The following is a 22,226-nucleotide window of genomic DNA, read 5'->3' on the forward strand; positions in this document are numbered from 1 at the left end:
CTGTTTACGTTGCTTTCGAATCCTTACTGTCCAAAGCCGCAACTTTATTAGCAAAAGCCGATATTTTCTGGAAAAGACTTTGTTTTTTGGTAAGGTACTGAGATAAGTGGAGATGGCGGGAGTTGAATCCGACATCTTGAGCTATAAAAACAGCAAAAACTGATTACTATTCGAATGCTTTTAAGTGTAGACATAAATAGTGTGCAAGAAAAACCCTTACAAGCTAATGTTTGTAAGGGTTTTAGTTTATTGTAGGTAGTCTATTAATATTTTATAAGCTGTTTTTAAATAGCTCCTCTAGGGTATACTCTATGAGTTTTGTACCATGGAAAAGATAAGAAAGAAGTTTTAATCTAAATCACAGTTACACGGGATTCGGGATGGGCTCGATGAATTTCATAATAGAGAATACATTTACGATTGAACCTGTCCAAAACTTAATTACTGCCTCTACTGCAGCACTAGGTTGTGGACTACTCATTGGTCTAGAAAGAGAGCGTAACAAACATCGTGAAAATCAACACAGCTTTGCAGGCATTAGATCTTTTGCAATTTGCTCTCTATTAGGGGTGATTTGTTTCTCTTTTGGTCCTTTTATGGGACTCATAGGGGCATTGATAATAGGGGGTATAAGTATCATCTCTATCCCTAAACAAATTGAAGATCTAGGGGTAACCACTGAACTTGCTTTTATACTCACCTATTTTATAGGCGGGCTATGTTTATGGCATATTCCTTATGCAGCTGCACTTACAGTAGTCCTTACCTTCCTTCTAGTGACAAAGGATTCAATGCATGGAGTAGCGGTTAAATGGCTTACTGAACGTGAATTCAAAGATGGGATCTTTTTACTTGCATTACTTTTAATTGCACTTCCTTTAACCCCCAATAGGGATCTTTGGGGTTCAGTACTCAATCCTTATATTATTTTAAAATTATTGATATTGATTTTAGCCATTCAAGCACTAGCCCATATGGCAAAGAGGCTTTTACCCTTACGCCACGCTAAGTTTTTATCTGCTTTGGCATCAGGATTTATATCCAGTACCGCCACGATTGCAAGCCTGGGGGTAGAAGTTCGTCAGGGCCGTGCAGCTGCAAAAGAAAATGCCGGAGCTGCGCTTATATCCTGTGTTGCAACATTGGTACAACTTCTTATTATTGTTGCAGGTGTCAGTGTTAGTTGGCTTAAAATTTTATTATTCCCCTCTATTATTGCCATGATGGTTTTAATTATTCCTGGCATATGGTTGATCAGAAAAACTCGATCTGAAGAGAAAGTTAAGTTAACTGATACCCCCATGTTTAGTTTAAAAGAGGCAGGTATCATTGCAGTGACACTTACTATTATTCAAGTACTTGTTTATGGGTTAGGTTTATGGCTAGGTGACGCTGGGCTTATTGCAGGAACCGTGGTTAGTTCTATGTTTGAGGTGCATGCAGCAATGGCTGCCGTGGTAATGCAAGGGAACCCAACTAACCCTATTTTATTGCTCGCCTTATTATTAGGTTTAGCGACACATGCAATTTCAAAATCAATTAATGCAGCAGTTACTGGTGGTTTTCAATACGCACTTGCTTTTGTTCCAATCCAGATTATTCACATGATAGTTTTAATTGTCTTGATATATGCCATGACGAATAATTAAAAGGTCTCTCTCATCATTGGATTTTAAATCCTTTTGATGATGAATATAGTTAGCTATTTAAGATTGGTCTATTTAATTGTTATCACTTGGCAGGCGTGCAATGACCTTTATTTCAAAATCAAATCCGGCAAGCCAATTCACACCAACGGCAGTCCAGGCTGGATATGGGGGCTCCTTAAAAATATTGTTCTTCACTTTCATCATTATATCAAGTTGATTTTCAGGGTCAGTATGGAAGGTGGTAACATCGATGATGTCTTCGAACGTACAGCCTGCCGCCTCTAGGGTGTTGCCTAGATTTTCAAACGCGAGTTCTACTTGTTTCTCATAGCCTATTTCTGGGCTACCGTTCTGAAGGCTTCCTACTTGACCGGAAACGAACAATAAATCTTTTGACTGAATGGCTGCAGAGTAACCATGTTTTTCATAAAGTGCGTGTCTACCAGCTGGGATGATTGCTTTTCTTTGAGTCATAAAGTACTCCAACATATTTGGATTCATTAAGGAATGAGGATAAAGAGTACTTCTAACTCTACTCGCTATCATATAATAAATACTACTTGTACTAACCTAACACATAAGCGGCGTATGTGAAGTAGTATAAATGCCGTATTTATTTTTCAGACATTAATATCATAGGTAATGTGCCGAAGCGTGCATTAATAGCGGCATAATTTGGTTTCCCAAGTTACAGTTAGGGCAAGCAGGACAAGATATAAGCTTAGTTAGAATGATGTTGGCGAATACTATTAATAGATGCTGTAATTAGCTTTTTGTTAACTCCAACAAGCGGGCAAGAAAAAACCCTTATAAGCCATAGCCTATAAGGGTTTTTCAGTATTGGTACCGGTGGTCGGACTTGAACCGACACGCTTTTAAAGGCAACGGATTTTGAATCCGTCGTGTCTACCAATTCCACCACACCGGCATGTAGGGTTAGCTTAGTCTTTATTAATCACTAAATATGATTAGTAAGACAGGTAGTCAAGCTAGGTGGCGTATTATAACAAACTCTCAAAACTGGTCAAGAAATTTTATTATTTATTTACACCAATCATTAAATTCTTAGTCTCTTTAGACAATTTATTAGCCTACGAAAGCACGCTCAACCACATAATCGGCTGGCACACCCATACGTGGAGAAACGGTTAAGCCATAGCCATCTAAAATTTCTGAAATGTCAGCGTTAAATGGCATACTACCGCAAATCATTACTCGATCGTCTTCTTTGTTCATAGGAGGTAGACCGATGTCTTCATATAGCTTGCCTGACTTCATAAGATCGGTAATGCGGCCAGTATTACGGAACTCTTCACGAGTAACGGTTGGGTAGTAGATGAATTTTTCACGATACCACTCACCAAATAGCTCATCGTTTGGTAGAGTTTCTTCAAACATTTCGCGATAAGCCAAATCTTCGACTTTACGAACGCCATGACAAAGAATGATTTTGTCAAACTTCTCATATACCTCAGGATCACGAGATAGGGCCAAGAAAGGTGCTAGTCCTGTGCCGGTAGCCAGCATATACAGGTTTTTGCCCGGTAATAGATCATCAACTACTAGGGTTCCGGTAGGTTTTTTACTGATAATTAGTTCATCACCTACTTTAATATGTTGTAGACGTGAGGTTAATGGACCGTCTTGAACCTTAATTGAGAAGAATTCTAAGTGATCCTCATAGTTTGGGCTGGCGATAGAGTAAGCACGCATTAAAGGCCTACCATCGACCATGATACCAATCATGGCAAACTCACCATTACGGAAACGTAAACCAGCATCACGAGTGGTTTTGATAGTAAATAGAGAGTCATTCCAGTGGTGTACATAAGTCACTGTTTCAGTGTGAAATTTTGACATAAAGGCCCCAATTAATAATGATGGCAAAGCGAATTATAAATCGTTAATAAAAATGATTTTGTTTGGACATAGGTCCATTACATAAATATGAGTAGTGATGACTATCCTGTTGCTATTTTCTTACAGAATTAATAGTTGCACATTATATATAGTATTAGCCGTATTAGTAAGGCTTAACTTAAGAGATATTTTTAAGGTGCATATCATAACAAATTCTTACTCATCATAGCGACAATATAGTCAAAATAGGCAGAAAGCATCATTATAAAATGGAATAACAGCTGTTCAAAAAGTTATAAGCGTTCAATTATGGATTAACTTTACGTGCAGGCAATCCCCATTGATTACCTTCAGGAGAGGTATCAAGACAGTTCCAATATAGGAGAACTAAAGACCCTATAAATGGAATAGCAGTGATTAAGTACCACCAACCTGATTTGCCAATATCATGTAAACGCCTGATGGTTACTGCAAGGGAGGGGAAAAATAAGATAAAACCTGATAAACCAGTCAGCATTTCTGGGGTATCCAGTATTTCATCAAGTACAAAAGCAATAAAAATAATAATTGAAGCAATTAAAGTAAAGTACCAAAATTCTTTACGGCGGGCACGGCCCTTATAATTAAAGGTATTTTTTATTGCTTTTTTAAACCAGTCAAAAGCATTATAGTTTTCCTCTATTTCCCAAATAGCCAGTCCTGAGTTTTGGACAATGTGCTCATGCGGTTTAGGTGTATTAGTCATAAAATATCCCTTCCAGTAGTTATAGTCTTGATAGCGGTTATCATAATATGGATAAGAGACTTTTTATTTATTAGTTAACTTATATGTGGAACAAAGACCGTAAATATGACAAAAATTAACCAAAAATCAATATAATGGATTGGCTTAATTATAAATGTATCCATTCACTCAATAAACTATAATAGGGTGTGCCAGCAATAATGAACCAACCTAGTGTATCAATCCCCATTATCGGCTATCATAAATCTGCGTTACCGCAAAAATTTGGCATTCCGCGACAGCCGAACTTGGTTCAATTACCGAGTACTATTGAGTTGATTGCGCCTTATGATAGTGCTGAGGCTTTTGAGGGAATTGAATCTTTTAGTCATCTTTGGATAACTTGGCATACTCATCACAACCATCTTGCTAAGACGCCTGGGAGCAAGCAGACGCTTAATGCAAATCAAGAAATGGGGGAGCCTACCCATAACTTAGCAGCTTTTAAGCCCAAAGTGCGACCACCCAGACTAGGGGGTAATACTAAGCTTGGGGTGTTTGCCACGCGCAGTACTTATCGTCCGTCGCAATTAGGTTTATCAGTAGTAAAGCTAATAAAAGTGGAAAGGGTAGGCGACTCAGTCACTTTACACATCTCTGGTGCCGATATGGTGGATGGTACACCCATTATTGATATTAAACCTTATATTGCCTACAGTGATGCCATTAGTGAGGCGATAAGTGGCTTTGCTTTGGATAAGCCGACTGTTAAACCGGTGCATATCACTGAGGCTGCGCGCCATCAATTTACCGCTTGTGTCGCTGACAACTTGGATCAAGGCTTACAGCCAGAGGATATGGCGCTTATTTGTCAGCTAATTAGCCAAGATCCTAGACCCGCTTATCGTCAGCAGCAGTCGGATAGGGTTTTTTATATGTGTTATAAAAATCATGACATTGGCTTTAGGCAGAAGAGCTTGCAGGACGATTCAAGTATTGTTGGCGATAGCTATAATAATGACCCTAATTTGCAGCAGCAAGCTTTAACCACAGGCGATGCTCAAGCCAATAACCAAGCTCTGGTTATAGTATCAGTTGAACAGGTAGCTGTAGACAAATAACTGTAACTCTTATTAGCTAAAAGCCTCTTATTTCAAGCTAATCAACTTAAGGCAATGGTTGCCCGTTGATTTTAAGATCTAATAAACCTTCATTAGTACTTACTGACTCTAACTTGAATTGTTGGCGTGAATATTGATAATAGTCGCATCAATCAAAAACACCTACTTTATTGAGAAGGTTACGGTATTTAGCCGCTATGCGGAAAGCTTTATAGCGTTTAAAATTTAAATCCGTATTCAATTCATTATAAATTAATTATAAAAAGAGAAACTATGTATACAGACAGTCATTGTCACTTAAACCGTTTGGATTTAACTAGCCATGATGGCAAGTTGGACGGCGTTATTGAAGCGATGAAACAAGCTAATGTAAGCCGTGCAATGGCCATTATGTGCGATTTTGCAGAATATGATGAAATTTATGACATAATCACCAAATTTGGCGATGAACAACTAAATCTGGGGATGAGTGTGGGCATTCATCCTTGTGAGGATTTAGAGGTACTAAAATCGGCTACTGTAGAGCGGTTGGTAGAAACAGCGTCTCCTGATCATGTTTGGGCGATTGGTGAAACCGGCTTAGATTATTATTGGAGTGAGGAAAATAAGCAGGAACAAAAAGCCAGCTTGGCTCGTCATACCCATGCCAGTCAACAGTTAAAAAAACCGCTTGTGGTGCACACTCGTGAGGCCAAGCACGATACCATTGATATACTAAAAGCTGAAAAAGCAGAGCATGGCATTATTCATTGTTTTACTGAAGATTGGGATACGGCAAAAAAAGCACTGGATATGGGCTTTTATATTTCATTTTCAGGCATCGTAAGCTTTAAAAATGCGCAAAGCCTACGTGATGCTGCCCTAAAGGTACCAAGAGACCGACTACTTATTGAGACCGATAGCCCTTATTTGGCCCCTGTCCCGAAGCGTGGCAAGCCAAACGAGCCGGCTTATGTGCCTTATGTAGCCACTTGTTTGGGTGACTTATTTGGCATCAGTAGTGAAGAGGTCGGCAGGCTTACCACAAAAAATTTCGAGGATTTACTGGCACAAGCGAAATAAAATGGGTATGCTATGTAGGTTATGACCAATCAGTCATTAACTTCCTATGGTTTCGGGTCCGTATTATAAGGCTTGCAAAGGGTAGGACCTGTTAAGCAGATATTATTTATCAAAGATTATATAAGGTTGGGCGTTTGCATGAGTAGGCAGCAGCAATTTAAGAACCGCGAAGAAAAGATTTTAGCCACCGCTGAGCAACTCTTACTTGAAGCAGGAAGTGGGGACATTACTTTAGACAGTTTGGCCGATCAGCTAGACCTAGCGAAGGGAACTTTATATAAGCACTTTTCTAGCAAAGATGAATTATATTTGCGTATTATTATCCGCTATGAAGAGCAATTGTTCGATATTAATAAGATTGATGACAGCGTATCGGCAGGGGTGTCTCGTATCATTCTGCAACAGCTAATGAGCCCACAGAAGGCCTTATTGTTTAACCAGATTGAAGAGCGTCTGGCGGCATCTGCGCAAGGTTTAAATAGAATGTTTGGGGAGTTGTATGAAATTAGACGCGCCCGTATGAAGCGTCTGATAGACCTTACTAGCCAGTATTTACAATCACAAAATAGTGGTTTGAGTACCCGAGACTATCTATCAACTATCTGGGCGATAGGGCAAGGCGGGGCAAGCCTTCTAAATTCAAGTTTCTATCAGCGTTATTTGGGACGCCGAGACACCCTTAGAGTGGCATTGGTGCAGCAGATGCTTGATTTGCCAAAGCAGTATCCTAGTGTTGATGAAACCGATGACGACATGATGGAACTGGTAAATCAAATTGATTCTGAAAGTGAAGCTCATTTACAAGCTCAAGACTCTTAAGGCATTCGAACACCCTTAAGACAACATAAATAAGCCTTCTAATTTTTGATTAGAGGGCTTTTTTGTGGTCCATTCTGACGTACCAATCGTTTTAACTCAATGTTAGGTTGCTTATTAAATCAACTGTCTACCCAATTAGTCATCTGCCAATAAGGTAGTCTCATTAGAACGCCAGTTTTCTGCACCATAAAACAGCATTTGTGCCTGCCTAGTACATTGTCTAAGCATTTGCTCTTTTTTATGCTCAGTATCTTTGGCATCTCCTTCCTCATCATGCGCCTGGGAGTAGGTCAGATCTAACCAATCAATGATCCAAGTCAAAAATAAGTTCAAGCCCGCTTCAGCAAGTAGGCGTCTGTCTTCGGCATTAATATGTTGGAAAGCGGGTTGAATGCCCAAGTCTTCGCCCATAATTTTGGCAAACAGTTTGATTTGAGCATCGATGGCATTACGAACCGACTCAGAGCCACCAAAGCGCTCACTGACCAAAAACTGCCAGTAACGAGGATGCTCATCAATTGAGGCAAAGAACAGCTGAATACTCTTAGCGATTTGGCGATCATAACTGCGTTTACGCCCCATCTGTAAACCGCTACGCAATGTAGACAGTGCTTCACCTAATTCCTCTTCTACCAGACAACGGCCTAGGGATTCCATATCATCGAAGTGGCGATAAAAAGCGGTTGGTACTACGCCTACCTCTCTGGTCACTTGACGTAAGCTGATAGACGCAAATGACTGGCCCATCATACAAAGATCTAGTACTGCGTTAAAGAAAGCTTGGCGGGTTTGGCGCTTTTTTTGTTCGCGGCTGTTTAAGGGGTTATTACTTGAGGGGCTATTACTGCTGTTAGTGCTGGTCATGATAAACAATCTCAGTCGAAAATAAACATTAATGTGGCTTGCAAAGCGTTGCAGCCCACATAGCTTGCTAATGAATGGGTGCTTATTATGGTACTAGTTGGAAGCATACCTGTTAGCATAACTTTAAGCTTACCACACTTTATCACCAATGCCATTTAAATCCTGAGCCAGTCGATAGGCCTCATGGTCATTCATACCAGTGAGGTAATCTAAGATATTTAACGCGTTTTCATAGACGTCCATACCCAGCTCTCGATTTAAAGTATGCAGGTGTTGATATAATAATTGAATCAGATGCTTTTGTTCAAAGTGAGGTGGCTGCTTAGTAATGGGCAGTAACGCTAACGGCATAAAAGCTTCCAATAAAGTCTGCAGACAACGATTGGCCATCAGCTCCATGCGTATCTTACTAGGATGCGCAAAGATTTGGCTCGACGCTAAGTTTTTGGCCCTATTGATCCCTTCGCTCACGCTGAGCTCACAGTGATCAAATAAGCTGCCATGCATTTCACCTGCCAGCATGGTATCAGCATGGGTAACGAAAGCTTCTGTGACTTTATCTACCAAGCGCATCATGGCCCGGCCTCGTAACGCGGCTAGTTTTTGGACAATGGGTGCATTGTTAGTTACTTCTGGGGGCACTCCTCGTGAGCCAATTAGCCCCATCATTAAAGGCTCTACCTCTTCATAGCTAATCATATTGAGGTGAATGCCATCTTCTAAGTCGATGAGGGCATAACAGATATCATCGGCAGCCTCTAACAAATAAGCTAGAGGATGACGGGCATACCCGTCGTGATCGAGGGCATAAGGTAAGTGCAGTTGGCCTGCTAATTTATCGAGTAAATTGGCGTCATTATTAAAGCAGCCGTATTTTTTGATATCTAAGGCTCGAATCGGAGTAGGCGAGCTAGATTCAGTATAGGCATCTGTCTCAATAACATTACTGTGTTCGGCCAACCATGGGTACTTCATAAAAGCCCCTAGGGTGGCACAGGTTAGGCGCATGCCGCCTCGGTCAGGGTGATGCTCATTGCGGGTCAGTAGCCTAAAGCCTTGCGCATTGCCTTCATAACCTTGTAAGTCTAAGCGCTGGGCAGGGGTCATGTAGCTTAAAAACGGCTGTTGACTCGGTTGATTGAACCAGTCTCTAATGGCATATTCACCAGCGTGACCAAAAGGAGGGTTGCCAATATCATGCGCTAGACAAGCGGCTTGTACTATTACCCCAACATCGCCCACACTGATGCCACGAGGTAAGCCTTCGGGTAGCTTATATTGCAGCTTTTCTGCGGCCATCATTCCTAGTGATCGACCAATACAGGACACTTCTAAAGAGTGGGTGAGCCGAGTGTGGATGCCCATCTGATTGGTAAGCGGGTGGACTTGAGTCTTTTGGTTGAGCTGTCGAAAAGATTGGGAGAAAATCAATCGGTCATAGTCTTTGTGAAAAGGGGTACGTGACTTCTCTTTTGAGATGTCTTTTTTTATACTGCCCAGACGGCGGTCAGTGAATAGATAGGACCAACGTTGGTGCGCAGATAGGCTCTTTAGGCTAGAGCTATTTAAATGAGCGTTTAAATTAAGGCTAGGCTGAGTCATAAATCACCAAATCAACAAAGTAGGGATAAGTTACGATTAGCATAACAGAAAAAGCCGATAAGTTAACTTATCGGCTTTTCAGTATTGATAATAAGATAGTCTCAGGCGGTTTGAGCCTGTTAATTTAAACTTATACGTTAAATCTAAAGTGCATCACATCGCCATCTTGAACAATATAAGTCTTACCTTCTAGACGAGATTTACCAGCAGCAGCAGCGCCTTTTTCACCACCATATTCGATGAAGTCTTCATAGGCGATAACTTCAGCACGAATAAAGCCACGTTCGAAGTCTGTGTGAATGACACCGGCTGCTTCGGGAGCTGTAGCGCCTACTTTTACGGTCCATGCACGCACTTCTTTTACCCCTGCGGTGAAGTAGGTCTGCATGTCCAATAGCTTATATCCCAAGCGAATTACTTGGTCTAGACCGGCTTCTTCCATGCCCATGCCTTCTAAGAAGTCGGCTTTATCGGCCTCATCTAATTGAGAGATTTCTGCCTCAATTTGGTTACACAGGGGCAGTACGATGGCGTCTTCTTTGGCCGCATATTCACGCACAGCATCTAGGTAAGGGTTGTTTTCAAAGCCATCTTCGCTGACGTTGGCAATATACATGGTCGGCTTTAAGGTAATTAGACCATAGCTTTTGATCAGTTTCTTTTCATCATTGTCTAAATTAGCCCCGCGTGCTGCTTTACCTTCTGCTAATAGCGGTTCAATTTTTTTGAACACCTCCAAGGTAGCTTGAGCGTCCTTGTCATTGCCCTTAGCTTTTTTGGTTAGGTTAGTGATCGCACGTTCAACTGCTTCAAGATCTGCCAGCGCCAACTCAGTATTGATGGTTTCGATATCATCAATAGGGCTGACACGACCATCTACGTGGATCACGTTGTCATCGTCAAAGCAGCGAACCACGTGAGCAATGGCGTCAGTCTCACGAATGTTTGCTAAGAATTGGTTACCCATGCCTTCACCTTGTGAAGCACCGGCTACTAGACCTGCAATGTCCACGAACTCCATCGTAGTCGGTAATACCCGCTCAGGTTTTACGATTTCAGCTAGCTTGTTTAAGCGAGGATCAGGTACAGGTACGATACCTACGTTAGGATCCTTGGTACAAAAAGGGAAGTTTTCGGCTGCAATACCGGCTTTGGTTAAAGCGTTGAATAAAGTTGATTTTCCAACGTTTGGTAAGCCCACGATGCCACAGTTAAAGCCCATGTTCTGTCTCTCTTAATCTGATTTGAAAATAAAATAAATGGAATACTTAATACGGATACTAAGGGTGATATAAATTTTAAAAAAAATAGCTGTTGAATAGGATAATTACTGTTGATACTGGTTGAATAAATTCAGTCTGAGTATCAATCTGAGTGTCAAACAATTGCTTAATAGAAGGCGGCTAAATAAATTAGCAGGTATTGTAGCAAAAATTGTCTGAAAGGGGGTGAGCTATTGCTTATTACTGCTGTGATCTTCGATTAGGCCTACCATGACCCCCATATTTTTATTGTCCTGATGGTCAATGTCTGGGGCGTATAATGCCGAGGCTATACCGCCGTCTAAAAATAGGGCATTGGCACAGTTTAAATCTTCTTTAAATAAGCTGGCAAATTGATAAAAGGTGACCGGCTCATTACTAGTGACAAACTTTATGTTGCCATCTTCACAGACGCCCACCCCATTACGAATTTTTTGTGAGGTGCTAGCAGGATTAAACTTGTGATGTAGCTTACCCTCGATAACCAACATTGGCCCTGACTGAGTAGCGTACCAAGGTTTGGCCACACCGCTTTGCAGCATTTCATTGAATTTATGGCTTTCGGTGATGCTCACTCGATTGTTTTTGTCCCACCACAGTACCCCGTTGGGCATCATATGAAAGTTACCCGCTCCCTCGTTTAGATTCAGCGATAAAATCTGCCGGCCTTGAAGTACGGTAAAACCGATGGGGGCGAATTCAGCGTTGTACATGCCTGCGTTCGCAGCGAACTTTAACTCGCTATTTTTTGGCAGGTCGGCGAGCAGGTTATTGAATTTATATAAGGGCTGGATAGATTGATCTTGATCCACTATACGGATACTACTGTCATCTTGCGCTGCATGCCATTGACCTGACTTCCAAAATAAATGCAAAGACAAAGGGGAGTTGGCTTCAAGTAGCTCATTTTGTGAAACCTGACACACAGCATGAGCAAAAGGGGCGGCCTTGGATTCACAAAACTGTTGCTGTTCAGCGGTCGCCTCTTTTACTGACTCTATTAGAGCATCAAGCTCTGCGTTTTTACAGCCTGACAGTAATACAGAGGCCCCTAAGCTGATGATAATGATAGACCAGTAGTTTTTTGGCTTAAAGCTAGAGAGAGAATTCATCATATAGGGGCCTTAACCATATTATATATCTGTTGGGAATTCTAAATGAACGGGCGTAGACTTAGTCACTTTTTTGGTGTCACGAGAGTCCTCGTTATAGGCTACATAAGCTTCGTTATCGGCTTTGAAGCTGTCAGGATCTGCCATAACCCACATTTGGTTATAGATGTCTGAACGGGCATCCATCGTCAACAACGCGCCTTCATCTATAAAGTAAAAACATCTTGATAGCAGTTTGATTGAGCCATCACTCATACGTCTTGCCACGTGATAAGGGTGCAAGTCGTAAGGATGAGACAGACCCACTGCGCCTACGAAGTTTGCCAAAGATTTTAGCGTATTTTTATGGAAGCTTGCCACACGTTCTGATTTACTTGGAACATCGAGCGCTTTTTCACGATAAGGGTCTTGCGTCGCCACCCCAGTAGGACAGGTGTTGGTATGACAAGAGCGAGATTGAATACAGCCCACAGCAAACATGAAGCCACGCGCTGAGTTACACCAGTCAGCGCCAAGAGCCAACATTTTGGCGATATCGAAAGCTGAGACAATTTTGCCACTGACACCGATTTTTATTTTATCACGAATGCCTGCGCCGACTAGAGTGTTATGCACAAATAAGAAGCCATCGATTAGTGGCATCCCAAAGCTGTCCATAAATTCTACAGGCGCAGCACCGGTACCACCTTCAGCGCCATCGACGACGATGAAGTCTGGATAGTTGTCTTCTTCAATCATAGCCTTTACGATGGCCATAAATTGCCAAGGCTGACCGATACACAGCTTAATGCCCACCGGCTTGCCACCTGATAATTCACGAAGCTGTTGCCAGAAGTGTACCAACTCACGTGGGGTATTAAATGCCGAGTGAGTAGAGGGTGAGATGCAGTCTTCAGCCATAGGAATACGGCGTGTTAAAGCAATTTCTTTGGTAATTTTTTCAGCAGGCAACACCCCACCTTTACCAGGCTTCGCCCCTTGAGACAGCTTAATCTCGATCATTTTTACCTGGTCGTCATTGGCGTTCTGGGCAAACAGCTCAGGGTCAAAGTTACCATGCTCGTCACGACAGCCGAAGTAACCCGTACCTAACTGCCAAATTAGATCGCCGCCATATTTACGGTGGTAGGGACTAATTGCCCCTTCGCCAGTATCATGAGCGAAGCCGCCCATTTTGGCGCCTTGGTTAAGGGCCATAATCGCTCGACCCGACAAGCTACCAAAGCTCATGGCTGAGATGTTAAACACAGACATAGAATAGGGCTGCTGACAGCGCTCATTACCCACAATAATGCGAAAATCTTCCACATCTAACGGGTGGCTGGTTTGTGATTGCAAAAACCACTCTTTATCTTGGGCGTATAAGTCATCAAGGGTACCAAAAGCGTTGGTATCACTGACGTTTTTTGCGCGCTGATAAACCAAAGCACGTTGCTGGCGTGAGAAAGGTACCTCTTCTTTATCATTTTCAATAAAGTACTGGCGAATCTCTGGACGATAACTTTCTAAAAAATAACGAATATGACCAGCAATAGGATAGTTATAAAGCACAGAGTGCTTTGATTGCAATAAGTCATAAATACCTACCGCTACCAGGGCGCCTGCAATTAAGGCCAACCACCAGGTTTGCAGTAAGATGGCAATCAAGGTCAGGATTACCATAGCAAAAAATAGACCATAACGTTTTACCACACCTACTTGGTATTGGCGTTCATTACGATCAGTACTTTCTGCTTTAGCAGGAATAGCAGTTCGTGATTTTGACATGAAAAATCCTTTGTCGCTTTTGTTAAGGGCAACTATTTATTAAATACAACCAATTGTTAAATACAATCCGTAAACTATTATTTGATAATGAGCGTTTTTTAACCTTGTATTAGCTTGTAAAACCGAATGTATTAGCTTGTAAAACTGAAAAGGTAAATATAGCAATTGGCGCAAACAGACGTTATCTGCGTGCATAAGTTTTATTTGATTATTATAAAAAGGACGTGAATTGCTCAGTTATTTACTGTGGTTTATAAGTTATAAACAAGCCTTCAGCTGGAGCTATAGCCAACCCAAAAGTCATCTTAAAAGAATCCAGAAAGTGCGTATGTTTTTTGGACAAAACATTGTGTTGTCTACAAAAATAAAAACGGTTGCCAAGGGGTATTGGTAACCGCTAACAGCTTAGGATTAAAGATGAATATAAATTAGTTAAAAAATGCCGAATATTTATCTCTATTATAGCTAATGTTTAACTTTTAACCTAATATTTGGCTCTGATTATTGGCAAGTTATAACAGATATATAACACTTAGTTAGCGACAACACAGACTGCAGATTTTATTTTAGCTGTGGTTATCGGCACTGCATCTTTAACTATCTATTAGTGATGTAGCGCCTTTATTAGTGAGATAATGCTCTTCATTAGTGAAATAGTGCCCTTAAATAGCAGTAATACTTAAGAGTTGGTATCAGAATGTTGCTATTTTGCGATAGATTTCGTTTTTTTCTGTTATTTAATCAATGAGTAGTTATAATAAGCGCAGTTTGAAGACAGCCTCTGTCTATAGAAGGTTGGTTTTCATACCCTATAAAAATATATTTTTTTCTTAACTTAATAAACTTTGAGGAGCTTAACATGGCTATCGAACGTACTTTATCTATCATCAAGCCTGACGCAGTTGGCGGCAACCACATTGGCGCTATCTACAGCCGTTTTGAAGAAGCGGGTCTGAAAATTGTTGGTGCTAAAATGCTTCATCTTGATGATGAAAAAGCAGGTGGATTCTACGCTGAGCATAAAGAGCGTCCTTTCTACAATGACCTAGTTTCATTCATGACTTCAGGCCCTGTGGTTGTGTCTGTACTAGAAGGCGAAAATGCTATCGCTAAGCATCGTGAAATTATGGGTGCTACTAACCCAGCTGAAGCTGCAGAAGGTACTATTCGTAAAGACTTCGCTTCAAGCATCGATGAAAACGCCGTACATGGTTCTGACTCAGCTGAATCAGCAAAACGTGAAATCGCTTATTTCTTTAACGAAGACGAAGTACTAGACCGCACTCGTTAATTTAAGCTTTTAGAGTTTAAGCTTTAGCCGGTTTTTAGATAGAAAACCAGGGTTATAAAAGAAACGGCTAGGCCTGCGGCTTGGCCGTTTTTCATTGTTAATTCACAGCCAAGACTTTTGTGGCTTGGTAATATGCAGATTCTGACAAAACTGATTAGAGTTGAAAATTTCAGTTATAATAGCCACATACTATTAGGCAGTCTTTTTATATATAACTATTTTATATTTATACAGCAAACTGCTTAGCTTTATATGCCTTTAGCTTGAAAAATTAAAAAAGCTATCTTTACGCTCCACTGTGATCGTATCTATCCAACCCACATATCCTATTAGGTTAGTTAGTCCTCATGACCAAAATTCCAATGCAGCCCGCTGATAGCGCGCCAGTCACATATAACCCTAACCAAGATACTCATACTAAGACCAATATTCTTGGCATGAGTCAGCAGCAGTTAGGCGAGTACTTCAAGCAGATAGGGGAGAAGCCGTTTCGGGCCACTCAGGTTATGAAATGGATCTATCAGCACGGGGTAACCGACTTTGAACAAATGACCAACTTATCTAAAGCTCTACGCGAGAAACTAAGTGCGCAGGCTTGTGTTGAAGCGCCAGAAGTGGTGCACAAAGAATTTAGTGAAGATGGGACTCGTAAATGGGTATTTAAGGTTGCCGGAGGCTCTTTGGTAGAAACGGTGTTGATCCCTGCTGACGACAGTAAGGTCAATGGCCGCAAAACTTTGTGTATCTCCTCTCAAGTGGGCTGTGCTTTGGACTGTAGCTTCTGTAGTACCGGTAAGCAAGGCTTTGAGCGTGATCTGACCCCCGCTGAAATTATCGGTCAGTTATGGGTAGCCAATGCTTCTTATATGGAGGGCGTGGACAGCTCGGAGTGGCAAAATAATGTCACAAACGTAGTGATGATGGGCATGGGTGAGCCTTTACTGAACTATAAGCCGGTAGTATCTGCGATGAGTCTGATGCTGTCTGATCATGCTTATGGGCTGTCCAAACGTCGAGTGACTTTATCTACTTCTGGCGTGGTGCCAAGAATGTATGATTTGTATAAAGACATAGACGTGGCCTTAGCCATTTCATTACATGCGCCAAATGATGAGCTGCGTAATGAGTTGGTGCCAATTAATAAAAAATATCCGTTAAGTGAGCTGATTGCTGCGGCCAAAGCTTATGTTCATGACAATAACCCTCGTCATAAAAAGCACGTTACCATTGAATATGTCATGCTGGCAGGGGTTAATGACAGTGATGAGCATGCGCATCAGTTGGTACAGCTGCTTGAAGGGTTGCCTAGCAAGATCAACTTAATTCCGTTTAACCCGTTCCCACATGCGCCTTATGATCGCTCAAGCAATAACCGCATTCATGCCTTTAGTAATATTTTGAATAATGCCGGCTTTGTTTGCACCATTCGTCAAACCCGTGGCGATGATATTGATGCGGCTTGTGGTCAATTAGTGGGACAAGTAGCAGACAGAACCCGTCGCTCTGCTAAGTGGCAACAAAGTATTAAGTCTCGTCAAGCTGAGCAAGAAGCAAACTAGAGCTTCTATTATTGTTTGCAGTAGCAGTAGCAGTAGCGGGTGTCTTAGCACAAAAAATTTAGAGGTTTTAGGTGCACAATCTGGGCTAGGTCGTTACAATACCATGAAGGTGGTGTTATATTTAGCAAAACAAAATCTATTTAGGGATAAAAATGACAAGCATTGCTCAGAACTATTTGACTGCTGAGCGTATAGGTTGGCTGACATTATCCCGAGATTTTGGCTTAGTTAAAGCGTATAGACGTTTTGCTATACTGCTGGCGGCCACAGGACTTATGTTGGGTTGCCAGTCAGTAACCTACCCAATTATGGAGCATGCTGCTAATAAAGCCTACTCTAGCGCACAAGCTAATGAGATTGCGGATATTAGAACTCAGATGGCGGCTCAATATTTACAGCATAATCAGCTAGATAATGCCAAGCGTCAGTTAGAAAAAGCGCTGGCTGCCAATGAACGTTATGCCCCTGCTTATGATATGATGGGGGTTTTGTTGCAAACAGAAGGTAGCCCATTAAATATCACTAAGGCGGAAAGCTATTTTCAAAAAGCTTTAATATTGCAGCCACAGTTGATGAAAGCACGCAATAATTACGGAGTTTATCTGGCGCAGTTGGGCCGATATGATGAAGCTCTCACTCAGTTTAAAATAGCTGGAGCAGCTTTAGGCTATGAAGGCCGAATCAAGGCTTTAGAGAACTTAGGCGTTACTGCTTTAAAAGTGGATAACAATGAGCTTGCCACTGAAACTTTTGTCAGAATCTTAGAGCGTGACCGCAACAACCTATTGGCACACTTAGAGCTGGTAGATTTATTGATTAAAAGTGAGCAGTGGCAACAAGCTAAGGCCCTATATGCTGAGATGTTAATTCTAGTAGAGTTTGATATAAATCATCCTAGAATACAGCAGCAAGGGGCTAAGTTGAGTCTTTAGCTTGACCTCAATATAATTACGTATAAAGAATTACGTATAAAGAATTAACCATAAAGTAAGTTATTCATGCATAGACATAATTCGCGACAGCTTTAGCTGACTTACCGCATAGTGAAGAAGCCAAAAAGCTAAAAATTTGGATTCGTAACCCAGAGGCATCATGGAAATCGATAGAAAAGACCCGTTGACCCCCACCTTAGATACATCAAATAAGAATGTCGGTTCGTTTGGTAATCGACTCAAACAAGCTCGTATTAGCAAAAACCTAACCTTAGATGATGTGGCGGCTGAATTATTTATCCTACGTCGCCATCTTGAGGCTATTGAAGCAGAGGATTTCAGGGCTTTGCCACAAGCTGCTTTTGCCCGAGGTTTCGTGATTAACTATGCTAAGTATGTTGGGCTAGACCCAGATGAGATCGCAGAGAGCTTTAATCGCAATTATCCTGATGAATTAAAAAAGAAAAGCGTTGATGATATTGAGTCTCCGCTAAAACCTATGGGTACTTTACAGCGAGAAGGTCGACGCTCTATTCGTATTAATCCGCTTTTGGTACTTGGCTTAATTGGTCTGATTATTTTAGCGGTATTTTTAATTCGTACTATCTCCAACGCTAAAGATGCTTCACAGGTTGAAACACAAGACAGGACTGTGCTAGATGACTTATCTGACAGTGAACAGTCAGCAGGTGCTGCCGTGACCACTACGGTGGTAAGTGGAGGTGACGATTTACAGAGCGCAGGTTCAGCCTTGAACCTAGATTCTGCAGCCAACTCTCAAGACGCAACATTAGACTTTCGAGTTACAGATACCACTCCATTAACGGTTGTCGATGCCACAGGCAAAACTTTATTAACAGGCGAGCAGGGCGCTGGTAGTTATAAGCTGTCTGGAAAAGCGCCCTTTAATGTGCAAATTGGCAAGGTGTCTAATGTGACTTTGAGTCTTAATGGAGAGTCGATTAAGTTAAATGACTTTGCCCAGAATGACCAAGCCAACTTTAGTTTAGCTCCTTAATAGCTAATTGATTTCGTTTTCTATCTTATTTATTCAGAGTTATGGGCTTATCTATGCAGCTTGAAGTTAGTTAAGCCCTGCATGATTAGATAATCGTTTTATAAATTTTCAGTCAACTGAGAAGTGCTATGTCTACTCCCTCTCCAATTAAACGTCGTCAAACCAAAAAAATATATGTCGGTGATGTGGCAGTCGGTGGTGATGCCCCAATCAGTGTGCAAAGTATGACCAACACTGACACCTGTGATGTAGAGGCTACGGTCGCTCAGATCCAGCGCTGTGTTGATGCTGGCGCTGATATGATGCGTGTTTCAACGCCTACCATGGATACCGTTGCTGCTTTTGCAGAAATCAAAAAGCGAGTCGATATTCCATTAATTGCAGACGTTCACTTTGACTATAAGATTGCCTTAGCGGTCGCAGCCGCAGGGGCAGACTGTTTACGTATTAACCCAGGTAATATTGGTAATGATGCCAAGGTTCGAGAAGTAGTAGCCTGTGCTCGTGATTATAATATTCCTATTCGTATTGGGGTTAATGCAGGCTCTTTAGAAAAAGAGATTCAGCGTAAATATACAGAGCCAACTGGTGAGGCTATGGTGGAATCTGCCATGCGCCATATCGATATTTTAGACCGCCTGAACTTTGATCAGTACAAAGTATCGGTGAAAGCTAGTAACGTGTTTTTAACTTTAGATGCCTACCGCCTGCTGTCGCAGCAAATCGATAATCCGCTGCACTTAGGAGTAACCGAAGCTGGGGTATATCGTACTGGTACGGTTAAGTCTGCCATTGCTTTAGGCGGCTTATTGTTAGATGGCATTGGCGATACCATTCGTATCTCATTAGCCGCTGAGCCTGAAGATGAAATTAAAATCGGTTTTGATATCTTAAAGTCACTCGGTATTCGTGCCAATGGCATTAACTTTATCGCCTGTCCAAGTTGCTCTCGCCAAGAGTTTGATGTGATCCGAGTGATGAATGAGTTAGAAGCACGTTTGGAAGATGTGCGAATTCCGATGGATGTTTCGGTCATTGGTTGTAAGGTTAACGGCCCAGGTGAGGCCAAAGAAGCCGATATTGGAGTGGTAGGGGCTTCTCCGAATTCATTGGTGTATTTGCAAGGTCAGAAGAGTCATTTAATCGATACTACTACCGTAGTTGATAATATCGAAAAAATGGTTAGAGAGCGTGTGGCAGAGGCAGAGCAGAAAGCCGCCAATGAAATTTTACGTGTGGATGGCAGCAAGTAGTCTGTTACAGTAATAACTGTCTTAGCTCCCCTATGTGTTACGGATTAAGCTGAATAAAAATTGGGCAAATAATATGATTAAGTCGATCAAAGGTTTTAATGACATTTTGCACGTGGCTACTTCGAGTAGCCAACCTAGCGGTCAATGGCGCTATTTAGAGAGCACGTTAAAGAACGTCCTAGATCAATTTGGCTATGATGAAATTCGTCTGCCAATAGTGGAAGAGACACAGTTATTTGCCCGCGCCATCGGCGATGCAACAGATATCGTCGAAAAAGAGATGTTTAGTTTCACCGATAAGTCCGATCCACCAACACCCATTACCCTGCGTCCGGAAGGTACAGCAGGCGCAGTACGAGCAGTTATTGAACATAACTTACTGCGTGGTGATAGTCCTAAGCTTTGGTATATAGGGCCTATGTTTCGTTATGAGCAGCCGCAAAAAGGTCGTTATCGCCAGTTCCATCAGCTAGGCGTAGAAGCTTTTGGTAGTGAGCTTGCTGATGTGGAAGCTGAACTGATTGCGATGACGCACACCATGTGGCAGCGTCTTGGCATTGACCATGAACTAACTTTAGAGATTAATAGTTTAGGTGAGCTAGATGAGCGTTTGGCTTATCGCGCGGCTTTAGTCGAGTTTTTAAATAACAAAAAAGACTTACTAGATGAAGACAGTCAGCGCCGTCTAACTACCAATCCTCTGCGTATTTTAGACAGTAAAGATAAAGAGACTCAAGCAATTTTAGAAAATGCACCTAAGCTTGCCGACTACTTAGGTGAAGACAGTAAAGCCCACTTTGAGCAATTAAAAACTTACTTAGCAGCGCTCGGTATCGATTACGTGGTCAACCCAAAATTGGTCCGTGGCTTGGATTACTATAACAAAACTGTCTTTGAGTGGGTAACCGATAAGCTGGGCTCACAAGCAACGGTTTGTGCCGGCGGCCGTTATGATGGTTTAGTGGGTCAATTGAAATCTATTGGCAAGCCTGCAGATAAAGCCAAAGCGGTTAAGTCAGATCCAGCAGTAGGGTTTGCTATGGGTCTTGAAAGACTGTTGCTATTGGTACAAGCGGTAAATCCAATGCCTGAGTTTGCTTCTTGCGACGTGTTTGTAGTGGTTCATCCTGATTTATACGCTGAAGGATTGCTATACGCCCAGTCATTGCGCGAAGCCCGTCAAGATTTACGCATTAAGATGTCTAGTGCCAATAGCATGAAAGCTCAAATGAAAAAAGCCGATAAGTCAGGCGCTAAAATAACTGTCATCTTAGCGCAAGATGAAATAGAGAATGGCAGTATCAGTATCAAAACGATGGAAACTGGGGAGCAGGTAAGCCAAGATAAGTTATGGCTACACAGTGCTGAAAACTTTAGTTTATAATTCAAAACTTATCTTTAAGCAATTGGCAATACAGTTCTGTTGCATATTCGGTAATTAACTTTTTAGGTAGATTTATGGCCAAGATTCCCTCTTCAAATTCACCACAAACGAATAACCCCAATGGTGAACCGCAGTCAATGGAGAAGCTTAAGCAGGCTTCTGGCTATATTATTGGCGCTATACTACTGGCACTGATAGGCTATTTTGGATGGAACTACCTGCAAAGCTCAGGTATGAAAGCCGACACGGTAGCAGCAGATAAATATGCGGCCATTGAAGCGGCTAATGATGAGTTACTGGGTCAACCAGAGGGCAATGCCGAAGCCAGCAAAAAGCTAAATGCGGATATCGATGCTTTAGTAGCAGAACATGGCAATACTGTTTATGCTTGGCAGGCGCTTATGATTAAGTCGCGTAATGCAGTGGATGCCAATGATATGAAGACCGCCTTAGCTGCTCTAAAAAGAGCATTAGAGATTGATCTAAAAGATGCAGGTCTGCATTCTATTACCCAGCTTCGTTATGCCACAGTGTTATTGGCCAGTGGTGATGTAGAGGCTGCATTAACTCAAGCTTCAATTGATGTGCCTGTTGCTTTTGAAGCCAGTCAGCAAGAACTGTTAGGCGATATTTATTTGGCCAAAAAAGACAACGAGAAAGCGGTACGTGCTTATGAAAATGCCTGGAGCTTATTGTCTAAGCGTCATGAAGAACGTCCTTTCTTGCGCTTGAAGCTTGAAAACTTAGGAGTAAGTCCTAAGCCTATTGAGCCTGCTGAGCAAGTTGTAGACGTTGAAGCCATGCAGCAAGCGCAATTGGTAGGAAGTAATGAGATTAATCCTGAGCTAGAAGCGGCTATCGCTGAGATTGAAGCAGCTGCTTCTGAAAAGGCAGCGCAATAAAGTTACAAGCTGCTATTTATCTAGCAGCTAATTTATGATTGCGAC

19 protein-coding genes and 1 tRNA gene are annotated in these 22,226 nt (G+C 41.8%); 11 read left to right on the plus strand and 9 right to left on the minus strand.

Annotated elements, in window-relative coordinates:
- Positions 1 to 389: 389 nt before the first annotated feature.
- Entirely contained in the window at positions 390 to 1,649 is a 1,260-nt protein-coding gene (locus tag G561_RS0107910) for an MgtC/SapB family protein (RefSeq protein ID WP_028859059.1), read from the plus strand.
- Positions 1,650 to 1,721: 72 nt separating this feature from the next.
- Here G561_RS0107910 and G561_RS0107915 read toward each other — a convergent pair whose 3' ends face one another.
- The 4 genes from G561_RS0107915 to G561_RS14290 all read right to left on the minus strand — a co-directional run bounded on the left by G561_RS0107915 (position 1,722) and on the right by G561_RS14290 (position 4,254).
- On the minus strand, positions 1,722 to 2,123 hold the full coding sequence (locus G561_RS0107915; protein WP_028859060.1) for a RidA family protein: 402 nt from the start codon (positions 2,121 to 2,123) through the stop codon (positions 1,722 to 1,724).
- A 367-nt stretch (positions 2,124 to 2,490) separates the two neighbouring features.
- Positions 2,491 to 2,577, minus strand: a tRNA-Leu gene (locus G561_RS0107920).
- A 158-nt stretch (positions 2,578 to 2,735) separates the two neighbouring features.
- Positions 2,736 to 3,509: a ferredoxin--NADP reductase gene (locus tag G561_RS0107925; RefSeq protein WP_028859061.1), complete on the minus strand. Its 774-nt coding sequence runs from the start codon at positions 3,507 to 3,509 to the stop codon at positions 2,736 to 2,738.
- A gap of 307 nt (positions 3,510 to 3,816) precedes the next feature.
- Complete coding sequence (locus G561_RS14290; protein WP_051584454.1) at positions 3,817 to 4,254, minus strand: DUF805 domain-containing protein; 438 nt, start codon at positions 4,252 to 4,254, stop codon at positions 3,817 to 3,819.
- Positions 4,255 to 4,454: 200 nt separating this feature from the next.
- Between G561_RS14290 and tsaA the strand changes: the two genes are divergently transcribed.
- From tsaA to G561_RS0107945, 3 genes are all read left to right on the plus strand, one after another.
- Complete coding sequence (gene tsaA, locus G561_RS14295) at positions 4,455 to 5,354, plus strand: tRNA (N6-threonylcarbamoyladenosine(37)-N6)-methyltransferase TrmO (protein WP_037031988.1); 900 nt, start codon at positions 4,455 to 4,457, stop codon at positions 5,352 to 5,354.
- A 273-nt stretch (positions 5,355 to 5,627) separates the two neighbouring features.
- Positions 5,628 to 6,416 carry a TatD family hydrolase gene (locus tag G561_RS0107940; protein WP_028859062.1) on the plus strand — a complete coding sequence of 263 codons (789 nt, stop codon included), beginning with the start codon at positions 5,628 to 5,630 and terminating at the stop codon, positions 6,414 to 6,416.
- A gap of 138 nt (positions 6,417 to 6,554) precedes the next feature.
- Complete coding sequence (locus G561_RS0107945) at positions 6,555 to 7,235, plus strand: TetR/AcrR family transcriptional regulator (protein WP_028859063.1); 681 nt, start codon at positions 6,555 to 6,557, stop codon at positions 7,233 to 7,235.
- Between the two features lie 135 nt (positions 7,236 to 7,370).
- Here G561_RS0107945 and G561_RS0107950 read toward each other — a convergent pair whose 3' ends face one another.
- From G561_RS0107950 to G561_RS0107970, 5 genes are all read right to left on the minus strand, one after another.
- Positions 7,371 to 8,099, minus strand: a complete 729-nt coding sequence (locus tag G561_RS0107950; protein ID WP_028859064.1) for a TetR family transcriptional regulator — start codon at positions 8,097 to 8,099, stop codon at positions 7,371 to 7,373.
- Positions 8,100 to 8,228: 129 nt separating this feature from the next.
- Positions 8,229 to 9,701, minus strand: a complete 1,473-nt coding sequence (locus tag G561_RS0107955; RefSeq protein WP_028859065.1) for a deoxyguanosinetriphosphate triphosphohydrolase — start codon at positions 9,699 to 9,701, stop codon at positions 8,229 to 8,231.
- A 130-nt stretch (positions 9,702 to 9,831) separates the two neighbouring features.
- Positions 9,832 to 10,923 (minus strand): redox-regulated ATPase YchF, encoded by a 1,092-nt coding sequence (gene ychF / locus G561_RS0107960; RefSeq protein WP_028859066.1) that lies wholly within the window; start codon positions 10,921 to 10,923, stop codon positions 9,832 to 9,834.
- A 231-nt stretch (positions 10,924 to 11,154) separates the two neighbouring features.
- The gene (locus G561_RS0107965) at positions 11,155 to 12,078 is read right to left on the minus strand and encodes a phosphodiester glycosidase family protein (RefSeq protein ID WP_028859067.1); all 924 of its coding nucleotides are present in this window, start codon (positions 12,076 to 12,078) and stop codon (positions 11,155 to 11,157) included.
- Between the two features lie 18 nt (positions 12,079 to 12,096).
- The gene (locus G561_RS0107970; protein ID WP_028859068.1) at positions 12,097 to 13,842 is read right to left on the minus strand and encodes an FMN-binding glutamate synthase family protein; all 1,746 of its coding nucleotides are present in this window, start codon (positions 13,840 to 13,842) and stop codon (positions 12,097 to 12,099) included.
- Between the two features lie 859 nt (positions 13,843 to 14,701).
- Between G561_RS0107970 and ndk the strand changes: the two genes are divergently transcribed.
- The 7 genes from ndk (at position 14,702) to G561_RS0108005 (ending at position 22,181) form a co-directional block, all read left to right on the plus strand.
- The gene (gene ndk / locus G561_RS0107975; RefSeq protein ID WP_028859069.1) at positions 14,702 to 15,133 is read left to right on the plus strand and encodes a nucleoside-diphosphate kinase; all 432 of its coding nucleotides are present in this window, start codon (positions 14,702 to 14,704) and stop codon (positions 15,131 to 15,133) included.
- Between the two features lie 362 nt (positions 15,134 to 15,495).
- Positions 15,496 to 16,692, plus strand: a complete 1,197-nt coding sequence (gene rlmN / locus G561_RS0107980) for a dual-specificity RNA methyltransferase RlmN (protein WP_051584459.1) — start codon at positions 15,496 to 15,498, stop codon at positions 16,690 to 16,692.
- A 152-nt stretch (positions 16,693 to 16,844) separates the two neighbouring features.
- Positions 16,845 to 17,624 carry a tetratricopeptide repeat protein gene (locus tag G561_RS0107985; protein WP_028859071.1) on the plus strand — a complete coding sequence of 260 codons (780 nt, stop codon included), beginning with the start codon at positions 16,845 to 16,847 and terminating at the stop codon, positions 17,622 to 17,624.
- A 160-nt stretch (positions 17,625 to 17,784) separates the two neighbouring features.
- Positions 17,785 to 18,642: a helix-turn-helix domain-containing protein gene (locus tag G561_RS0107990; RefSeq protein WP_028859072.1), complete on the plus strand. Its 858-nt coding sequence runs from the start codon at positions 17,785 to 17,787 to the stop codon at positions 18,640 to 18,642.
- 128 nt (positions 18,643 to 18,770) lie between these two features.
- Positions 18,771 to 19,895, plus strand: a complete 1,125-nt coding sequence (gene ispG / locus G561_RS0107995; protein ID WP_028859073.1) for a flavodoxin-dependent (E)-4-hydroxy-3-methylbut-2-enyl-diphosphate synthase — start codon at positions 18,771 to 18,773, stop codon at positions 19,893 to 19,895.
- 73 nt (positions 19,896 to 19,968) lie between these two features.
- Entirely contained in the window at positions 19,969 to 21,279 is a 1,311-nt protein-coding gene (gene hisS / locus G561_RS0108000) for a histidine--tRNA ligase (protein ID WP_028859074.1), read from the plus strand.
- Between the two features lie 74 nt (positions 21,280 to 21,353).
- On the plus strand, positions 21,354 to 22,181 hold the full coding sequence (locus tag G561_RS0108005; RefSeq protein WP_028859075.1) for a YfgM family protein: 828 nt from the start codon (positions 21,354 to 21,356) through the stop codon (positions 22,179 to 22,181).
- Positions 22,182 to 22,226 lie beyond the last annotated feature (45 nt).

Origin of the sequence: Psychrobacter phenylpyruvicus DSM 7000 = NBRC 102152, from assembly GCF_000685805.1 — a bacterium.
In the GTDB taxonomy this organism is placed as follows: domain Bacteria; phylum Pseudomonadota; class Gammaproteobacteria; order Pseudomonadales; family Moraxellaceae; genus Psychrobacter; species Psychrobacter phenylpyruvicus.

What these genes read in the sequence shown, in the direction of transcription:
- G561_RS0107910 (WP_028859059.1), top strand. Translation starts at nt 390, where the DNA reads ATGAATTTCATAATAGAGAATACATTTACGATTGAACCTGTCCAAAAC.
- G561_RS0107915 (WP_028859060.1), bottom strand. Translation starts at nt 2,123, where the DNA reads ATGACTCAAAGAAAAGCAATCATCCCAGCTGGTAGACACGCACTTTAT.
- G561_RS0107925 (WP_028859061.1), bottom strand. Translation starts at nt 3,509, where the DNA reads ATGTCAAAATTTCACACTGAAACAGTGACTTATGTACACCACTGGAAT.
- G561_RS14290 (WP_051584454.1), bottom strand. Translation starts at nt 4,254, where the DNA reads ATGACTAATACACCTAAACCGCATGAGCACATTGTCCAAAACTCAGGA.
- tsaA (WP_037031988.1), top strand. Translation starts at nt 4,455, where the DNA reads ATGAACCAACCTAGTGTATCAATCCCCATTATCGGCTATCATAAATCT.
- G561_RS0107940 (WP_028859062.1), top strand. Translation starts at nt 5,628, where the DNA reads ATGTATACAGACAGTCATTGTCACTTAAACCGTTTGGATTTAACTAGC.
- G561_RS0107945 (WP_028859063.1), top strand. Translation starts at nt 6,555, where the DNA reads ATGAGTAGGCAGCAGCAATTTAAGAACCGCGAAGAAAAGATTTTAGCC.
- G561_RS0107950 (WP_028859064.1), bottom strand. Translation starts at nt 8,099, where the DNA reads ATGACCAGCACTAACAGCAGTAATAGCCCCTCAAGTAATAACCCCTTA.
- G561_RS0107955 (WP_028859065.1), bottom strand. Translation starts at nt 9,701, where the DNA reads ATGACTCAGCCTAGCCTTAATTTAAACGCTCATTTAAATAGCTCTAGC.
- ychF (WP_028859066.1), bottom strand. Translation starts at nt 10,923, where the DNA reads ATGGGCTTTAACTGTGGCATCGTGGGCTTACCAAACGTTGGAAAATCA.
- G561_RS0107965 (WP_028859067.1), bottom strand. Translation starts at nt 12,078, where the DNA reads ATGATGAATTCTCTCTCTAGCTTTAAGCCAAAAAACTACTGGTCTATC.
- G561_RS0107970 (WP_028859068.1), bottom strand. Translation starts at nt 13,842, where the DNA reads ATGTCAAAATCACGAACTGCTATTCCTGCTAAAGCAGAAAGTACTGAT.
- ndk (WP_028859069.1), top strand. Translation starts at nt 14,702, where the DNA reads ATGGCTATCGAACGTACTTTATCTATCATCAAGCCTGACGCAGTTGGC.
- rlmN (WP_051584459.1), top strand. Translation starts at nt 15,496, where the DNA reads ATGCAGCCCGCTGATAGCGCGCCAGTCACATATAACCCTAACCAAGAT.
- G561_RS0107985 (WP_028859071.1), top strand. Translation starts at nt 16,845, where the DNA reads ATGACAAGCATTGCTCAGAACTATTTGACTGCTGAGCGTATAGGTTGG.
- G561_RS0107990 (WP_028859072.1), top strand. Translation starts at nt 17,785, where the DNA reads ATGGAAATCGATAGAAAAGACCCGTTGACCCCCACCTTAGATACATCA.
- ispG (WP_028859073.1), top strand. Translation starts at nt 18,771, where the DNA reads ATGTCTACTCCCTCTCCAATTAAACGTCGTCAAACCAAAAAAATATAT.
- hisS (WP_028859074.1), top strand. Translation starts at nt 19,969, where the DNA reads ATGATTAAGTCGATCAAAGGTTTTAATGACATTTTGCACGTGGCTACT.
- G561_RS0108005 (WP_028859075.1), top strand. Translation starts at nt 21,354, where the DNA reads ATGGCCAAGATTCCCTCTTCAAATTCACCACAAACGAATAACCCCAAT.